The 17,067-nt window shown below is 60.2% G+C and carries 14 protein-coding genes; 10 read left to right on the top strand and 4 right to left on the bottom strand.

All coding sequences use genetic code 11. The annotated features are described in order from the left end of the window. Positions 1 to 39: 39 nt before the first annotated feature. Both ACMFWR_RS29815 and ACMFWR_RS29810 read left to right on the top strand, forming a co-directional pair. Positions 40 to 1,200: a TDT family transporter gene (locus ACMFWR_RS29815; protein ID WP_413195979.1), complete on the top strand. Its 1,161-nt coding sequence runs from the start codon at positions 40 to 42 to the stop codon at positions 1,198 to 1,200. A gap of 362 nt (positions 1,201 to 1,562) precedes the next feature. Then, a complete protein-coding gene (locus ACMFWR_RS29810; RefSeq protein WP_413195978.1) occupies positions 1,563 to 3,086 on the top strand; it encodes a metallophosphoesterase family protein in 1,524 nt (507 codons plus the stop codon). A gap of 112 nt (positions 3,087 to 3,198) precedes the next feature. On the opposite strand, the gene phaP is transcribed toward ACMFWR_RS29810, so the two are convergent. Next, positions 3,199 to 3,663 carry a TIGR01841 family phasin gene (gene phaP, locus ACMFWR_RS29805; protein WP_413195977.1) on the bottom strand — a complete coding sequence of 155 codons (465 nt, stop codon included), beginning with the start codon at positions 3,661 to 3,663 and terminating at the stop codon, positions 3,199 to 3,201. A gap of 563 nt (positions 3,664 to 4,226) precedes the next feature. On the opposite strand from phaP, the gene ACMFWR_RS29800 reads away from it, so the two are divergent. The 5 genes from ACMFWR_RS29800 to ACMFWR_RS29780 all read left to right on the top strand — a co-directional run bounded on the left by ACMFWR_RS29800 (position 4,227) and on the right by ACMFWR_RS29780 (position 10,133). Next, positions 4,227 to 5,054: a c-type cytochrome gene (locus ACMFWR_RS29800; protein ID WP_413195976.1), complete on the top strand. Its 828-nt coding sequence runs from the start codon at positions 4,227 to 4,229 to the stop codon at positions 5,052 to 5,054. A gap of 493 nt (positions 5,055 to 5,547) precedes the next feature. Further along, positions 5,548 to 7,290, top strand: a complete 1,743-nt coding sequence (locus ACMFWR_RS29795; RefSeq protein ID WP_413195975.1) for a hypothetical protein — start codon at positions 5,548 to 5,550, stop codon at positions 7,288 to 7,290. 467 nt (positions 7,291 to 7,757) lie between these two features. After that, a complete protein-coding gene (locus ACMFWR_RS29790) occupies positions 7,758 to 8,831 on the top strand; it encodes an AI-2E family transporter (RefSeq protein ID WP_413195974.1) in 1,074 nt (357 codons plus the stop codon). Between the two features lie 355 nt (positions 8,832 to 9,186). Further along, positions 9,187 to 9,657 (top strand): lysozyme, encoded by a 471-nt coding sequence (locus ACMFWR_RS29785; protein WP_413195973.1) that lies wholly within the window; start codon positions 9,187 to 9,189, stop codon positions 9,655 to 9,657. Beyond that, positions 9,573 to 10,133 (top strand): lysozyme inhibitor LprI family protein, encoded by a 561-nt coding sequence (locus tag ACMFWR_RS29780; RefSeq protein WP_413195972.1) that lies wholly within the window; start codon positions 9,573 to 9,575, stop codon positions 10,131 to 10,133. Before ACMFWR_RS29785 ends, ACMFWR_RS29780 begins: the two co-directional genes overlap by 85 nt. Before the next feature lie 17 nt (positions 10,134 to 10,150). On the opposite strand, the gene ACMFWR_RS29775 is transcribed toward ACMFWR_RS29780, so the two are convergent. Beyond that, the gene (locus tag ACMFWR_RS29775; protein WP_413195971.1) at positions 10,151 to 10,603 is read right to left on the bottom strand and encodes a DUF805 domain-containing protein; all 453 of its coding nucleotides are present in this window, start codon (positions 10,601 to 10,603) and stop codon (positions 10,151 to 10,153) included. 209 nt (positions 10,604 to 10,812) lie between these two features. On the opposite strand from ACMFWR_RS29775, the gene ACMFWR_RS29770 reads away from it, so the two are divergent. Together ACMFWR_RS29770 and ACMFWR_RS29765 are read left to right on the top strand one after the other, a co-directional pair. Next, a complete protein-coding gene (locus ACMFWR_RS29770; RefSeq protein ID WP_413195970.1) occupies positions 10,813 to 11,766 on the top strand; it encodes a glycerophosphodiester phosphodiesterase in 954 nt (317 codons plus the stop codon). A gap of 95 nt (positions 11,767 to 11,861) precedes the next feature. Next, positions 11,862 to 13,052 (top strand): YeeE/YedE family protein, encoded by a 1,191-nt coding sequence (locus ACMFWR_RS29765; protein ID WP_413195969.1) that lies wholly within the window; start codon positions 11,862 to 11,864, stop codon positions 13,050 to 13,052. A gap of 23 nt (positions 13,053 to 13,075) precedes the next feature. On the opposite strand, the gene ACMFWR_RS29760 is transcribed toward ACMFWR_RS29765, so the two are convergent. Together ACMFWR_RS29760 and ACMFWR_RS29755 are read right to left on the bottom strand one after the other, a co-directional pair. Beyond that, the gene (locus ACMFWR_RS29760) at positions 13,076 to 14,302 is read right to left on the bottom strand and encodes a sensor histidine kinase (protein ID WP_413195968.1); all 1,227 of its coding nucleotides are present in this window, start codon (positions 14,300 to 14,302) and stop codon (positions 13,076 to 13,078) included. A gap of 342 nt (positions 14,303 to 14,644) precedes the next feature. Further along, a complete protein-coding gene (locus ACMFWR_RS29755; RefSeq protein ID WP_413195967.1) occupies positions 14,645 to 16,045 on the bottom strand; it encodes an FAD-dependent oxidoreductase in 1,401 nt (466 codons plus the stop codon). 329 nt (positions 16,046 to 16,374) lie between these two features. Here ACMFWR_RS29755 and ACMFWR_RS29750 point away from each other — a divergent pair, with 329 nt between their 5' ends. Next, on the top strand, positions 16,375 to 17,043 hold the full coding sequence (locus tag ACMFWR_RS29750) for a response regulator transcription factor (RefSeq protein WP_413195966.1): 669 nt from the start codon (positions 16,375 to 16,377) through the stop codon (positions 17,041 to 17,043). The last annotated feature ends 24 nt before the right edge of the window (positions 17,044 to 17,067 follow it).

The raw sequence follows: 17,067 nt of genomic DNA, 5'->3' as shown, positions 1-17,067 counted from the left end.
GCAGTCATCCAATCCGTTCCTTCAAAGACGAGGACGACGATGAACACCCAAACCAACGCCTTTTCCACCGCTGCAGCCGCTCCCGGGTTTGCAGCTGCGCATCCGTTTCTCGACAAGATCCGCAATTTCACGCCGAACTGGTTTGCCTCGACGATGGGCACCGGCATCGTATTTCTCGTGCTTGCAAGCCTGCCAGTTCACTTTCAAGGCCAACACGCATTGGCGCTGACCCTCTGGGTCGCCGACATCGTGCTGTGGTTCACGTTCGCGCTGATGTTCCTGGCCCGTTGGGTCCTGTTTCCCGAAACCATGCGCCCGATGCTGCATCACCCCGTGCAGTCAATGTTCCTCGGTACGATTCCGATGGGCCTGGCTCCGCTGATCAACGGCATTGCCCTGTTTGCAGAACCGCACTTCGGTGCATCGGTTCATTCGCTGGCGCTTGGGCTCTGGGCGTTCGACGCCGTGCTCTCGATCGCCGTGGCGATCGGCGTGCCGTACGTGATGTTCACCGAACAATCGCACGCATTCGAACGCGTGACCGCCGTCTTGCTGCTGCCGATCGTCGCACCCGAAGTGGCCGCGACGACCGCATCGACGCTGGCTTCGCATATGCCCGTGGAGACCGCACGCTTTCTGATCGGCTCCGGCTATGTGCTCTGGGCGCTGTCGGTCCCGCTTGCTTTCTCGGTCCTGACGATGCTGTTCTTCCGCCTGGTGATTCACAAGCTGCCGCATCGTGACCTCGGTGCTTCGACATGGCTCACGCTTGGCCCGATCGGAACCGGCGCGCTGGGTCTGCTGACGCTTGGCCAGAACGCACCCGCCGCGTTTGCCGGCACCGCGCTCGAAAGCGTCGCGACCGTGGCCCGTGATCTCGGTGTGATCGGTGGTCTGATGCTCTGGGGCGTTGGCCTCTGGTGGCTTGCGATGGCCGTGCTGTTTGTTCTGCGCTATCGCCGTGAAGGCTTCCCGTTCAACCTGGGTTGGTGGGCATTCACCTTCCCCCTTGGTGTGTTCACGATCGTGACCTTCACCCTCTATCGCGTCACGCACTTCAGCGCGTTCGAGTTCATGGGTCTGGGCCTGGCCGCCGCACTCGGTGTGCTTTGGGTGGTGGTGGCTTCGAAGACGATTCGAGACGTCACACTGGGCAAGGTCTTTGTCGCGCCGTGCCTCTTGAAGATGAACGCAGCTTGATCCACGCCAGATGGCATCCGACTCGATCGGGTGAGGGCGGCGGCGATATGTGTCGAAAGTGTGACCCCCGTTAAGGCACACGACACGGATCGCCGCCGTTAAGCTGTTTTCAGGGCCGCCGGATCGTGAGTGCCCGCTTTCCTTAGGCTCTGTCAAAGTCCGGCGCTCTCAAGCAACCTGCTTGCGTCGACACAATTCAATAGCACGACTTCCGCGCGGTGACGCATCAAAGACGAACAAGGAACGCGTTGAAATCTTGTATGCCGATAAGGACTTGATCTTGGCCGGAGATTGGCTTGATATCAGCGCCGGCGCTATCTATTGTTCTTGGACGTCCCCGTCCACACCATGGAGCACGCGCTATGGCGACCAAGTCGAACGGCACTTCGAAGAAAAACGGTAAAGGTGCATCGTCCAAAACCACTCCGCCGCCTGAGCAACCACCCGCATCTCCTTCGCCATCTCCGTCACCTTCGCCTTCGCCTTCGCCTTCGCCACATCAGCTTGCGCCTCGTCAGCTCAGTGGTCCGGTGTTCTCGCAACCGCAACCGACCGCCGATCCGACCAAATTCACGATCAAGCATGCCTCCGATACACCGGCCTATACGGAGATCGACGAGCTCAACAAAGAGCACAAGCTCCACGCGATGCCGTTCGATGCGCCGCGCGGTGTACCGGAGCCGACCCTGACCTACGCCGACGTTGTCGCGAACAACAAGACCGTGCTGGATGAGATCAATGCGAACAAGCAGATCGTGTTTCATGCCTTAGGCGATTGCGGCAGCACGAAAGGACCAAAGACACAAAACGAGGTGACCGACAAGCTTGTCAGCGACTTTGACGAAGCCGACTCCAGCGATGTCCCCAAGTTCGCGTTCCTGCTCGGCGACATCGTCTATAGCTTTGGCGAGAGCCAGTACTACTACGACCAGTTTTACGAACCGTACCGCGACTATCACGCACCGATACTTGCAGTGGCCGGCAATCACGACGGCATGGTGTCACCGCTGGCCAACGCCCAGAGTCTGTCAGCGTTTTATCGGAATTTCTGTGCCGATTGCAAACAAGGCTTCCTGGTGTCGCCCGACGCGGGCAATCTGTCGAGAACTGCGCAGATCCAGCCTGGCGTGTTCTTTACGTTCGAGGCGCCGTATGTACGGATCATTGCGCTCTACAGCAATGTGCTGGAAGACCCTGGCGTCATTTCAGACGACGGCACCTACGTCGGCAACAGCCAGTTGACGTTTCTTGAAGCGGCGCTCAACCGGGTCAAGAGCGACAAGTTCAAGGGCGCCTTGCTGTTTGCACATCATCATCCTCCGTACGTTGCACGCGGCCGCCACGGTTGGAGTGTCGATATGCAGAAGCAGATCGACACGATCTGCGACAAGGTCGGCGTGTGGCCGCATGCCGATCTTGCCGGCCATGCGCACAACTACCAGCGCTTTACACGCCTGCGTCCCGACGGCACACAGATTCCGTACATCGTCTGCGGGAACGGCGGACACAACGTTCAGCGGCTGACGTCGAAAGGCGAATCGCCGTTGCGGGCGCCGACAATCATTCAGACCAAGACAGCGACGACCGATCAGGTCACGCTCGAGAACTACGACGACCAGAACTATGGGTACTTGCGTATCGTCGTCGACAGCGCGCAGTTGCGGATCGAATATCACCCTGCGTCGGATGGCACGCAAACCAAAACACCCGACGACTCGGTGACCATCGATCTGGCGAACCGGCAGATCGGGCACTACGACGGCAGCAATGAGGTCGTTGCCCAGCAAGCGCAGCAGATTCGCGAACATGTGGCCAAGCTCAAGGCCAACACCAAGTCAACGGGAGGGGGAGCGACGAAGGGAGCAAAGGCTGCGAAGGCGCGTTAGCAGCCAGAGTCCCCCGGCAGGACGCATCGCGGCGTCGAGGAAGCCGACGTCGCGATGCCAACACTCCGTTAGCGCAATGCTTTGGCTCAATGATTCAGCTCGACGCTATAGCTCAATGCGTCGTCGAGCCTGACTCATCCGGCGTAACCACCGCCATCGCCTGCTTTGCAGCGCGGCGTGCTGGTTGAACGGACTTCCATGCGCCTTCCGTCACTTCGCTGACGAGTTGTGCAGGCTCGTCGCGCGTGGTTTTGTAGAAGCTGAAATACGACTGATTGAAAGCGGCGAGTACATCCTCACAGAAGCCCAGTCCAATCTCCGTTGCGTGAGAGAGATAAGCAAACCACTTTGCCTGCGACGCATAGAGATTGGAGCTTTGCAGCGACAGCAACTCGCTGGGCTCGATATGTGCGCGTGCTTCCTGCTCGACCGCGACTTGCTCGTTCGACGCACGTTCGAACGCACGCGAGTTGAGTTCCGTGAGGCGTTGCGCGAATTTCGAAGACGCTTCGAACACCTGGCGTTGATACGACTCGGCTGCTTGAGCGCCGACGGCGATCAATTGGGATTCTTCCATTTCGTCACCTTGCTAGAGGGATGGGCGAAAGACACAAAGACGCTGCGCCCGCCGCGACCAGGATCGGTCGTCGAAGGCATTTCACTTCAATAGAAATATGTCCGTGCGATGTCGACGGAGAGCGGCACCGACGGGTCACAGCTGTCGTGATGCAGTGCAGCGAGAAGCGTTCCAGGGGGCGGTGAATGCGCAGTGGCGAGTGCCGGACAACGGGGCGCGGTTGCGTCGGAGTTGACCGCGGCGTGTCGCACAAGCGTTGTCGGATTGTCCGTGGCCGCCGCAGACAAGCGGCCTGCGTCTGCACGGATTTCAATGCGTCGGTAGAGATGGGAACACGGGTAAGCTATTCCGGTTCCGAACCCAATACGGCAAGCCGGCGCGCTGCCGAGAAAGCTGGCGCCCAATTCGAGTGCGTCGCAAGGAGCCGCTTACAACTCAAGGGCCGCTCCTACCCGGCTGCGGTCTACTCACTGATCAAGAGTGACTTGTACTGATACACATATCCGTCGAGGAATTCGAATACCATGCTTCCGCCCTACGATTCGCTTCCTGTGAAAACCTCGATGAAACCAGCCTTCACCCTGCTCGCCGCCCTGACCTGCGCGGCGACGTTCTTCAGCGCCACGCCAACGTTCGCTGCCGATCTCAAACTCGACACCGGCACACCTACCACCCTGACCACCGAACAGCTTCTGGCACGTCCGGACGCCGCAACGATTCAGGTCCCCAACGACGTCAGCTATAACCGCACCATGACGTATCGCGCGGTGCCGCTTCGGGCGCTGCCGGGGATCGCCAATCTGCGCAAGGATGAAGACCTCCAGATCACTGGCACTGACGGCTTCGTGACGAACCTGCCCGCGTCGCTCGTCAAGGACACCTCGGGCAAAGGCGCCGTGCCTTGGCTCGCCATCGAACCCACCGACAAGCCTTGGCCGAAAACAAACGACGGTCAGTCCATCGGCGCGTTCTATGTGGTCTGGATCAACCCGTCCGCTTCGCACGTGAACAGCGAACAATGGCCGTATCGCGTCGACTCCATTCGCGCGGTCGAGTCGCGTGCGACGAAATGGCCCCAGATCGCCGTCGGCAGTGAAGTGTCCGCCAACTCGCCGATTCGACGGGGTCAGGAAGTTGTCGCCACGCAATGCATGGCCTGTCACAAGATGAACGGCGCCGGTGACGCGTCGATCGCACCGGATCTCAACCTGCCGCACGGCCCGACCGAGTACTTCAAGCCGTGGGCGCTCAAGCAATACATCCGTGACCCGAAGTCGATTCGCTCGTGGCCCGACATGAAGATGCCCGGCTTCTCGAAGGATATGTTGAGCGACGCCGATCTTGACGCGGTGGTGACGTATCTGACGTACAAGGCCAGTAAGCGTAAGTAAAGCGCAAGCCAGTCGGCCACAAACGTTAAGCATTCGTTCCGTGGCCGATAACGGTCCTCAAGACTGCAAGCGCATTCCGAACGACTGGGGTCGGAAGCAACGTCGTAAGCTTCCGGGTCACGAACGGGACCGGATTGGCAGCCAGCGCGTTCGGAAGCCAAGCGGCCCGACACAAGCGCCGCACGCACTGGCAAACGCCCTTCATTACCAAACACCTTACAGGCCTGACTCATTCGCACAAAAACGAAAGCAATTCGTTTTTCACGCAGACACACTTTCCGCAAGAAAAACCGCATAGCATCTCTCCGTGAAGCTTAAGAAACCCTTAGGCGCGCAACAAATCCCCCTTGTTTCAAGACATATTTCAACGCGTGCAATCAATACCGCCGCGCTACCTTTTTTGTCACGCATTCATCACTTCGCACTGTTAACGTTTTCGGGTTGTACCGAGTAGTCCCCCTCAAGAACAATCCCCCAATAGATGGAGACGCACATGCAACAGGGCAAAGGCTTGGTCGCATCGCAGTCCTTGAATCGGTTCACCCGGCAACATCCCCAGCAGTCAAAAACGAAAGCACACACGCTCAAGCTGCTCGCCGCAGCGGCATCGCTCGCCATCGTGAGCACGTCGGCACTCGCGGACGCCGACGACTTCGGCGGCCGTCATGGCGCCCAGCTCTTCCCGGGCAATCTGGTCATCTCGCGTAGCGTCTACGACAACAAGTCGTCGAACGTGACTGTCGGTACGGTGCTCCCACCCGGATGCGCCCAAACGACGGGTGGCTGCAGCGCCTCGACGGGCGCGCCGTATGACGGCACCTATCCGTTCGTCTGGAACGACGACACGTACGATGCGGCCTTCGGCATCACGTCGAAGATCTTCCTCGATCAGATCACGACGACGGGCTGGCCGATCAATACGATCGAAGTGCCGAACACGACGAACGAGAACTTCTCGCACGATCACCTCGCAACGAGCTTCAGCTCGAAGTCGGAACTCGCGCTGAATCTGTCGAGCGATCGCAAGTACCTTACGTTCATGGGCTATGTCGCGCCGATCAATGCGATCGACGTGTCGAACTCGAACACGCCAGGTGCTGTCGACACAACGAACCCCGATGGCCAGTCGTTCTATCGCGCTGTCGCACGCGTCGACGCAAACGGCCGCTTCACGTTCACGGAAACAAACGCCTATAGCGGCAACAACGGCCGCGCTGCGATCCTGCTCAACGGCGGCAAGAACCCGTTCTATGTCACGACGGGTAACGCCGGCAACGGCGCCAATCCGCAACCGAACGGCATCATCCTTGGCGCAGGTACGCAATTCGTGAACGAAGTCCTCACGAGCGAAGCAAGTCAGACGGTGGGTACGCCCGCGCCGCTGGCAAGCTTCTCGGTGACGGAACTCGGCGCGAAGGCAGACAAGATCGGCAAGGACGACAACTTCCGCGGCCTGACGGTGTTCAACAACGTCGTCTACATGACGAAGGGCAGCGGCAGCAACGGCGTCAACACGGTCTACTTCGTCGACACGACGGGCAAGGCCTGCCCGAACGGCGTCGGTGTCCCGGCTGCGAACGCACCGCTGCCGTCGTCGGCTCTGAGCTACGACGCTGCCACGCTTCAGACGGCGGGTCTGCCCAACAATATGTGTATCCTCGCGGGCTTCCCGACGACGCCGAACAAGTCGGCCACGACGACGGCGTTCCCGTTCGGCGTCTGGTTTGCCGATGCGAACACGCTCTACGTCGCGGATGAAGGCGATGGCTACACGGGCGGCACGGACCTCTACACGCACGCGGCTGCGCAAACGACGGCTGGTCTGCAAAAGTGGGTCTACAACGCGAGCAAGAAGACGTGGTCGCTGGCCTACACGCTGCAAAAGGGGCTCAACCTCGGCACGCCGTACACGGTGCGTGGCTACCCGCAAGGCACGAACCCGGGCACGAACCTGCCCTGGTCGCCCGCAACGGATGGTCTGCGTAACCTGACGGGTCACGTCTATCGCGACGGCTCGGTCTATATCTGGGCGATGACGTCGACGATCTCGGGTAACGGCGATACGGGTGCCGATCCGAACAAGCTCGTCGTCGTGCGCGATATCGTCAGCAACACGAATCCGACGGTTGCACAGCGCTCGCAATTCGTGACGCTGCGCGACGCAGGCTTCGGTGAAGTCTATCGCGGCGTGTCGTTCACGCCGGACGCCGGCTTCGGTTTCGATCCGCAACACTAAAGCAGGTGTAGGACGGCTCTTGCCCGGCGCAAGGAATACGCGTCGCGCGAGAGCCGCGGAAGCACGTACACGACCCGCTCAATCGATTCCCAGCGCGGTACGTAGCGGCTCAAAGCCCGCTCCATGTTTGAGCACCAGGCCTCGAGCAACATCCTCCAATACGTCCCGCCTCACTGACATCGCGGCATCAAGCACATCCGCGATCGCGTCGACCCCAACGATGATTCGCGCATCCGGCACTTCCCGTGTTAACTTTGACCGGGAATAAGTATTGCTGTGCCTGACCCCAATGCGGAACCGCACGCTTCGCCCGTGTAGACAAGCTCCATGGCGAGCGGACCGGCAATGGCCTGATACTCGAGTCACGGTGATAGTCGTCACGGCGGCGGTGACGACATCAACGAAGCACGACAACTTCAATTTCCGAGCGCGACGCATGCGGCGCTCGCTCCACCGGCCAACGGCTCATGAAAACCCCCGACACCAACAACGACCTGCACCGTCACGCGTTTCATCTGCTCCTGCTGATCGTCACGGTCGGACTCGCCTGGGTGCTTCTGCCGTTCTTTAGCGCGCTGTTCTGGGGCGTGATGCTGGCACTCATTTTCTATCCGGTGCAGCGTCGCGTCGCCGCGCGTCTGGGCAATCACCGCAATCTCGCCGCCATCATCACGCTGCTGATCGCCGTCCTGCTCGTGATCATTCCGTTGATCTTTATCGTGATGCGCCTCGTGGAAGACGTCAGCACCGCCATCGACCAGGTTCGGTCGGGGCAGATCGATATCGCAGCGTCCTACGGAAAGATCGTCGATATCCTGCCGGGCTGGTCTCAGTCTCTGCTATCGCAGTTCGGCGTGCACGATATCTCGGCCGTCCAGCAACGCCTCACCGAGGGCGCGGCGCAGATCAGCCGCTTTGTCGGTGCGCAGGCCCTGCTCATCGGCCAGAACACGATCCAGTTCATCGTCGGCCTCGGTGTCATGCTGTATCTCGTCTTCTTTCTGCTACGGGACGGCGCACATATCAGCCGACTGATTCGACGCGCCATCCCGCTTGACGACGAGCACAAGACGCTCCTGCTTGCGAAGTTCACCACGGTGGCCCGCGCCACCATCAAAGGTAATGTCGTCGTCGCGGCCGTGCAGGGTGCGCTCGGCGGCATTATCTTTGCCATCCTCGGCATTCAGGGCGCCCTGTTATGGGGCGTGCTGATGGCGTTCCTTTCCCTGCTGCCTGCCATCGGTGCCGCAATCGTCTGGGCACCGGCCGCGCTTTACTTCCTTGCGACGGGTCATCTTGCGAAAGGCATCATCCTTGTCGCCTTCTGTGTTTTCGTCATCGGCTTTATCGACAATCTGCTGCGCCCGATCCTGGTCGGCAAGGACACGCGCATGCCCGACTGGGTCATCCTGATCTCGACACTCGGCGGCATGGCCGTGCTCGGCATCAATGGCTTCGTGATCGGTCCGTTGATCGCCGCGCTGTTCATGGCGAGCTGGAGCCTGTTTGCCCAGGAAAAGGACGCGAACAAAGCGACGTAGGCAAGATCAGCGAATGCAATCTCCTAAATGTCCTTAGTGCCTTAAGCGACTTAGGCGACTTAAGCGGCAAGACCGAGCGCGCGATCGTGCGCTTGTATAAGCCTCTTCGCTGACCTATGTTCGGTAATGCCCTGCCCCGATCTGCCGGCAGGCTCGATGCAGCATGCTTGAACGATGCCGGCCTGCGCGCAGCACACGGCGTCGGAAGCGTCGTGTTCACCCATGATTAGACCGCGATTCAATATCGCACCAACCAGCCGCGCCGGATGACTTCGGGCTTGGATGCCGCAAACTTGCCCGCGATCACGCCGTGCGTGGCTCACTCACTGCACGGAGGCCAACGATGGGAATGCAAATGAGCGACCACGGTCGCGGCTTGCTCACGCAATGGGAAGGATTCAAGACGCAGGTCTACGACGATGGCGTCGGTGTCGCGACGATCGGCGTCGGACACGCACTGACCGGTACCGAAAAAACATCGGGCATGCTGATGATTGATGGCACCCAGGTGCCTTACGTCCACGGCCTCACCGCCATCCAGGTTCAGGGCCTGCTAGCGACGGATCTGCATGCCTATGAGAACGCCATCAACGAGGCCGTCGAAGTCGCGGTCAGTCAGAACCAGTTCGACGCCCTTGTGGCTTTCTGTTTCAATATCGGCATCAATGGATTTCATGGCAGCTCGGCACTCAAGGACCTGAATAACAATGTCCTCAACGAAGTGCCGGACGATATGCGGAAATGGAACAAGGCCGGTGGCGTATTCAATCAGGGACTCGCGAATCGCCGGGAAAACGAGATCAAACTTTGGTTAGGGCAGATCTAGCGTTACGGAAAGTCTCAGAACCCGCTCAGTCCGCGCAGTCGGCGGGTTCCCTTCTCACGCCGTCGTATCGAACGACCCGTATCCGTCTCACAGTTGCGGCGATGCTCGCTTTTGTCCCGTGTACCGGTTCGCTGGCCGCGCCTGCATCGTCGGGCCCAACGATGATCGAGATGCAGCAGACCGCAGTCGAAAAGCTCGCAAAGGCTCAGCATCAGCTCCAGACACTGATTGGCGAACTCGACAAAACGCTGCCGCCCGACTCCGTCAGCGATTTCCATTCGAATCAACATGAATGGTCGACATTGACCCAACGCGAGTGCGCGTGGCAACGCGAATTGTCAGGCGGATCGATGGCACCGTTGATGTACACATCGTGCCTCGAAGCACGCACGCGCCAACGCATTAACTGGCTCAAGCTATTTCTTTGCGAAGGCTACGGCAGCACCGGTGAATGTGATGCGTCGAAGCGGTACTAAGACGGCGCGCCAGGCACTTAGCCGGCGATCGGATCCGCGCCGTATTTGTTGCTCCCGATCGTACCTTTGCGACACAGCAGAATCAGGTTGGCGAACGGCACGAGAATCCACCAGCCACTGTGCTCCGAGTCGTGCAGGCGTCTGACGCCGACCGCAATGTGGGGCACCACAACGGCAAAGTTATAGAGACCCGCCAGAGGCAAACCCGTCCTGTGCGGTCCCGACATCAGGCCCAGGACGATCGCGATAATCAGGTTGAACAGATAGAAGTACCAATACTCCTTGCGGCGCGCGCGACCGCTGAACGTCGCATATTTCTTGAGCACCACGACGTACCAGTTGAGCGTTCGCACGAGCTTTTCAACGAAGGTCGCGTTGTCGACGACAGGTTGTGACGCTCCGCACCCCGGGCAGCCGTGAGCCATGCTGTCGATCTGTTCGCCGCAGGCGTGACAGGACACCGTATCCATCGCTTTTCCCCGTTGATGTGTGTTTTTCTTTGCCCTGAACATCGCGCCCGGGCTTTGTCTGAGTAATTAACGTCACTCCGGAGAAAACCTTTAGGCCCGGGGTTCCTTTACGCACCGAGACACGCAGCCGCCGAACAGGCTTTGAGCCGTCAGGCCGAAATGTGTGGTATTTCTGCGGGGCCAGAACACCGCCGGAGTCATGTCTCGTGATGCGTCAGTCGTCGGTCGAAAGACTCAGCCGCTTGCAAGCACTTGCCCACCACGCCCCCCTGCGAGTCGGGCATCGCGGCGCTCGTGGCTATGCGCCCGAAAACACGATCGAAGCGTTCCGCAAGGCCGTCGAACTCGGCTGCGACATGATCGAGTGCGACGTGCATCTCTCGCGCGACGGGCATCCCGTCGTGGTTCACGATGACACGCTCTTGCGATGCAGCGACGTGCGCGCCCGCTTTCCGGGGCGAACCGGCTATTTCGTCTCCGACTTCGATCTCGTTGAACTGCAGTCGCTCGACGCTGGCTCGTGGTATGTCGAGCAACTCGAGCTCGCCCCGCTTGAGCGGCAAGCCTTTCTTCAAGCGCTACGGCCCGACGAACAGTCGCGCTATGTCAGCGACGCCGACATGCAGGCGTTTTCTTCGGGCAAGGTCCGTATTCCTTCGCTGACGGAGACGCTCGATTTTGTTGCGGATACCCGTCTGCTCATCAACATCGAACTGAAGACGCTCCCGCGCATGTATCCCGGCATCGCCGAAAAAGTGCTCGCGCAAATCAGCCACCACGGCCTGGCCTCACAGGTGCTCATCTCATCGTTCGATCATGAGCAATTGCGGGCCGTCCGCGCGCTCGATAAGCACATTGCGACGGCCGTGCTGACAAGTGATCGCCTGAGCGCGCTCACAAGCTATCTCGACGCACTCGATGCCGATGCGTTTCACCCGGGCTGCTACGACGCTTTCGACTCGCTTGGCTTCGGTTCGGTCGGTGGAGAATTGCAGTTGAACGGTGTCGACGACGTGCTTGCGTCGGGTCGATGGGTCAACGTCTGGACATGCAATAACGAGGCGCATATCGGCGCACTGGTTCGTGCAGGGGTCAGCGGCATCATGACGGACTATCCGAACCGCTTGCAGCCCGCCGGGCCTCAAATCGACTCTGCGACGTAGCTGTGGTGCATGCCTGCGATACGTACGTATAGTGAATAAGCACGCCGTGTCCACTATCATGCGACGGGCACCCCCGTTCGACCCATGTCGCATCGATGAACGCCCCGATCGCTTCCTCGCACCTGCCCGTCAATCGCCGTGTCGCCACCGTCACAGCATGCTTGCTGCTTGCCGGGTGCGTGTACCTCGCCACGACCGTCAGCGGTCGTCAGGCGGCGCTCTTCGTCGTCGGCGCGTTGATCGGGCTGGCTGCCTACCATAGCGATTTCAGTTTCCCCGCAACCTGGCGCCTTCTGATCACCGAGCGCGACGGCACGGGCGTACGTGCTCACGCCTTGATGCTCGCCGTCGGCGTCACCTTGTTCGTACCGGCCTTGAGTCTGGGCTCGTTGTTCGGCGTCACGCTGAACCCGACCATCGCGCCTGTCAGTGCGTCGCTTTGGGTGGGTGCGTTGATATCGGGCATCGGTATGCAGCTCAGCAGCCGGTGCGCATGCGGCACGCTTTACACGTCGAGTGGCGGCAGCTCCGCCATGATCACCACGTTGATCGCCTTTATCTGCGGCTCGGTACTTGCCACCGCGCATATGGCGTATTGGAACGCCTGGCCGGCGTGGCAGCCGATTTCCCTGCATGCATCGTTTGGCGCGCTGCCTGCGTTGATACTGACGTGGTGTGCGATTGGCTGCATCGTGATTGCCACACGGGTCATTGAGCGTCGACCGGGCGAAAGCACTTCGACTCAGTCATGGCTTCGTGGTCCATGGCCGCTGCTTGCAGGCGCATTGACACTCGCCGCGCTGAATTTCGCCACCCTGGTCCTGTCGGGCCACGCATGGCGCGTCACTTCGGCCTTCGCACTCTGGGGCGCCAAAGCGTTGATGGCCAGCGGCTTCGACGTGACGCACTGGGCGTATTGGACCACCCCGGACAACGCAGCGGCGTTGGCGGCGCCGCTGTCGCACGACGTCCCCTCGATCATGAATATCGGCATCATCATCGGCGCCTTATTGGCCGCAGCGCTTGCCGGCCGCTACGGTCCGGTCTGGCGCATTCCGTGGCGTCCCTGGCTCGCGGCGACGTGTGGCGGATTTCTGCTCGGATACGGAGCACGCCTGGCGTTCGGGTCAAACGTTGGTGCCTATTTCAGCGGCGTCGTGTCGACGAGCGTTCATGGCTGGGTCTGGGGGATCGCCGCGTTCGCGGGCAGCATCATCGGCATTCGCCTGCGCCCGCTATTCGGCTTGCCCTTAAGGGGTGGCACGCCCGTACACGACTGCACGTAACGACGTCGAGTGCAACACAGGCGCTAGGCCGTCATCGGAATCCGCACTTCAAACGTCGTCCCGGCATCCACGATCGACTCCACGCGCAGCGTTCCTTCATGCACTTCAACAATCGATTTGCAGATGGCCAGCCCCATGCCCATGCCATTTTCCTTGGTCGAAAAGAACGGCTGAAAAATCTTGTCGCAAAGATCCGCAGGCATTCCGACGCCTGTGTCGGACACGCGCACGACGGCCAAGGTCCGATTCGCATCGGCCGCACACGCGAAGCTCAAACGGCGATGGTCCCTGTCAACGTTACGCATGGCGTCGATCGCATTGGCAAGCAGATTGAGCATCACCTGCTGGATCTGGACCGGATCGCCGGTGACGGTCAACGAATCTTCAAGGTCGAGCTGGACCCGGATATGCTGACGGCCCAGCTCCGCATCCATCAGTTTCACGACCTCTCGCGCGGCGACGCCGAGATCGAATGGCTCATGGCTTGGGATCGACCGCGTCATCAGATTGCGAAGATGTTTGACCACACTCAACGCGCGGGTCGCATCGTCGCGCAGGCGCTCGACACACGCCCTCGCTTCGCGAACGCGCGCCACGTCCTGATCAAGCCATCGGCTTGCCGCGTTTGCGCCGCACACGAGCGCCAACAACGGTTGGCTGAGCTCATGTGCGATCGACGCTGCAAATTCGCCCAGTGTCGCGATACGCCCGACGCGCTCGAGATCCGACTGGACTTCTTTAAGGCGCGCCTGCGCCGCCTTCGTCTCGGTGACGTCGACCATCACACCGAAGTAGATGAGATCGCCCCTCGCATCGACATGGGCGTTGCCCTGCGTCTTCAGGTAGTGCACCGTGCCATCGGGATGGATCACCCGATATTCGCAGGGGATGTCGGCGCGTATCGCGATCGCTGCCTCCATCTGACGGATCAGATCGGCGCGATCATCGGGATGCACCAGCGAAAGGTAATAGTCATAAGTCGGCGGCACCATTGGATCGGCCCCGAGAATGCGGCACGCTTCCGGGGTCCATCGATTCTCACCGGTGCGCACGTTCCAGTACCACTTCGCAGCGTTGGTAATGCGCTGGGCTTCGGCCAGCTCGCGCTCGAGTGTCAGCACGCGTGCAAGCAAGCGGTTCGCCACCTCGTCCACCGACTTGGCGCTCGAAATCAACGCCTGGACATGGGACATGTCGCCAGGGAGGCGCGATTCGAATTCGAAGTCGGGTTTCGCTTGCTCAGACGCCATGCTTGAGGTTTCCACGACGAAGGGACCCTATCGTCTGATCTTTACGAATCGATAACGAACGAGCGCAGATCCCAAAGCGGCTTCAATCAGCGGGCGCTGCAAGCAGCCATCGCGAAGCAGGATCACGCATCGAAAGGAAGCAGACGACGATTCAGGATTCTAGGACGACCCTGAATATCCTTCAGACGGAAAACCGATTGAAAAAAAGAAGGCGACACGAGTGTGTCGCCGTGGTCCAACCCGGACTGAAAAAAGCACGACGGCGCCCCGCCGTCCTGCGCTGTGAGCACCCCAAAACCAGACTCGCACGCAAGATGGCTGACCGCGCGTGTGCCTCGCCACCTACGCCGGTTGAAGTGCCGGAACCCTGGACAGCAGCGGGCCGATGGCCTCCGCATAAGTCAGATGCGAGATCACCGCATCACGAAGCGTCGGATACGCAAGGCGGCCCAGAATGGCCGTCTGCATGACGGTCATCACTTCACCCGCTTCCGCGCCGAGCATCGTGAAGCCAAGCACGCGGTCATCCTGCGTGCCGACGATCACCTTGAGCATGCCTTGCCGTTCATCCGTGGCCATCGTGCGAAGTACATTCGCCATCGGCAACGTGGCGACTCTGACTTCGATGCCCTGCCGCGCAGCTTCGCGTTCGTTCAAGCCGACGTGCGCGAGCGGCGGATCGGTAAACATCGTGTACGGCACGAGCCTGTCTTTCTTGGAGCGCGTCTTGCCAGCCAGGTTGTCGCGCACGATGCGGAAGTCGTCGACCGATGCATGCGTGAACTGGGGACTGCCCGCAGCCTCTCCGATCGCCCAGACATCCGGTGCGGTCGTCTGCAGACGATCGTTGACGAGAATGAAGCCACGCGCATCGAGTTTGATCCCGGCCTCTTCAAGCCCGATGCCCGTCGTATTCGGGATGCGTCCGGTCGCAACCAGCACGTCGGTGCCCTGAATCACGCGCTCGGTACCACTTTCCAGCACATGGAGCGCGACCCCTTTGCCGGACTTTCCGTCGACCTTGACGAGTTCGGCGCCGAGTACGATGTCGATCCCCTCCGCGGTCAGGATGCGATGCATTTCCTCTGCGATGTCCGCGTCTTCACGGCCCATCAGTTGCTTGCCATGTTCGACGATCGTAACCCGGCTTCCGAATCGCCGGTAAGCCTGCGCCATTTCGATGCCGATATAGCCGCCGCCGATCACGACGAGATGCGCAGGCGCATAGTCGAGCTCAAGCGCGCCGATGTGCGTGAGGGGTTCCGCTTGCCGCAGTCCAGGCACATCAGGAATTGCCGCGTGCGTGCCCAGATTCAAGACGACGTTGTCGCCGGTCAGCGTGCGCGTTCCCCCATCGTTAAGCTTGACCTCAATGACCTTGGGCTTGATCAGGTGGCCCACGCCCATGATGATTTCCGCACCGGTCGACGAATACATCTGCAGATGCAGCGCATCTTCCTTGGCGACCATGTCGCGCTTGCGTTGACGCACCTTTGCCATATCGACTCTGACGGGCCCGGTGACGGTCCCCGCATCGCCGGCATGACGCGTAAGATGGGCAATACGTGAGCTCCAGATCTCGTTCTTGCTGGGCAGACACGCGACGGCGGGACACGATCCGCCGACCCACTGCCGTTCGACGACGGCCACACGATGCCCTGTGCGTCCGAGATGCCACGCCAACTGCTTGCCGCCCTGACCACTGCCGAGAATCAGCACATCCACATGCTCGATTTGGGACATCGACTCCTCCCATGATGAATGAATACGCGGTCGTCGCATGCCGTCACGCGCAAGGCACCCTCCATCGTGCCCTTGCCGAGGCGATTGGCCTCAGACTTCACACTTCGCGTTCAGCCGCATGCACCGCTGCGTGCAGAAGCCATGGTAGGGGCGCCGATTCGCGACAACAACGATCCCCGCGTATCTCGTGCGCATCCGCGCGTATGGCTCGCACAGGACACATCGGGCGACTATCCTTGGGTATATCTGTCCATACTCGCGAAGCACTTGAGTCGTGACCCGATTTGCTACGCTCGCCAATGAGCATCTCCATGCCTTCTGCGCCGACAATGGAACAACCGCCTCTGATTTATATCGTCGACGATGACGCTTCCGTTCGACATGCCTTGTCCGACCTGATGGCCAGCGTCGGCTTCGACGTGGTCGCGTTCCCGTCGGCCATTGAATTTCTTGAAAGGCTGCACAAGGTCCTTGAAAAGCGCGCCGCGCGGCCGAATTGCGTGATCCTCGATGTACGCATGCCGGAAATCGACGGGCTCGAGGTTCAGGAAATGCTTCTGGAACGCAAAGCGTGTTTCGGCATTGTTTTCATGACCGGCTACGGCGACGTAGAAATGACCGTCAAAGCCATGCGAGCAGGCGCCAGTAATTTTCTGGAGAAGCCGTTTCGCGACGACGACATCCTGAACGCCGTGCACGAGGCGCTTGACCAGGACAAGGCGTATCGGGAAGGCCAGGCGTCGCTGATCGATCTGCAGCAACGCTATGCGTCGCTCACGCGTCACGAACGCATCCTGCTCGACAAGATCACAGACGGCCTGATGAATAAGCAGATCGCGTCGGACATGCATTTGAGCGAGATCACGATCAAAGTGCATCGCCGCGAACTGATGCGCAAAATGGGGGCCGAAAGCCACGTCGAGCTGATCCGGCTCAGCACGCGACTGAAGACCCTCGAATTCAATGAACGGCTTACAGACATCGCAACGGGCAGCTAAGCCGCGATGTCTCGCCATCGATAT

Source organism: Pararobbsia alpina, assembly GCF_965118125.1.
In the GTDB taxonomy this organism is placed as follows: Bacteria; Pseudomonadota; Gammaproteobacteria; order Burkholderiales; family Burkholderiaceae; genus Pararobbsia; species Pararobbsia alpina_A.
Note: the sequence above shows the minus strand (reverse complement) of the source record. Positions and strands in the feature narration are given on the sequence as shown.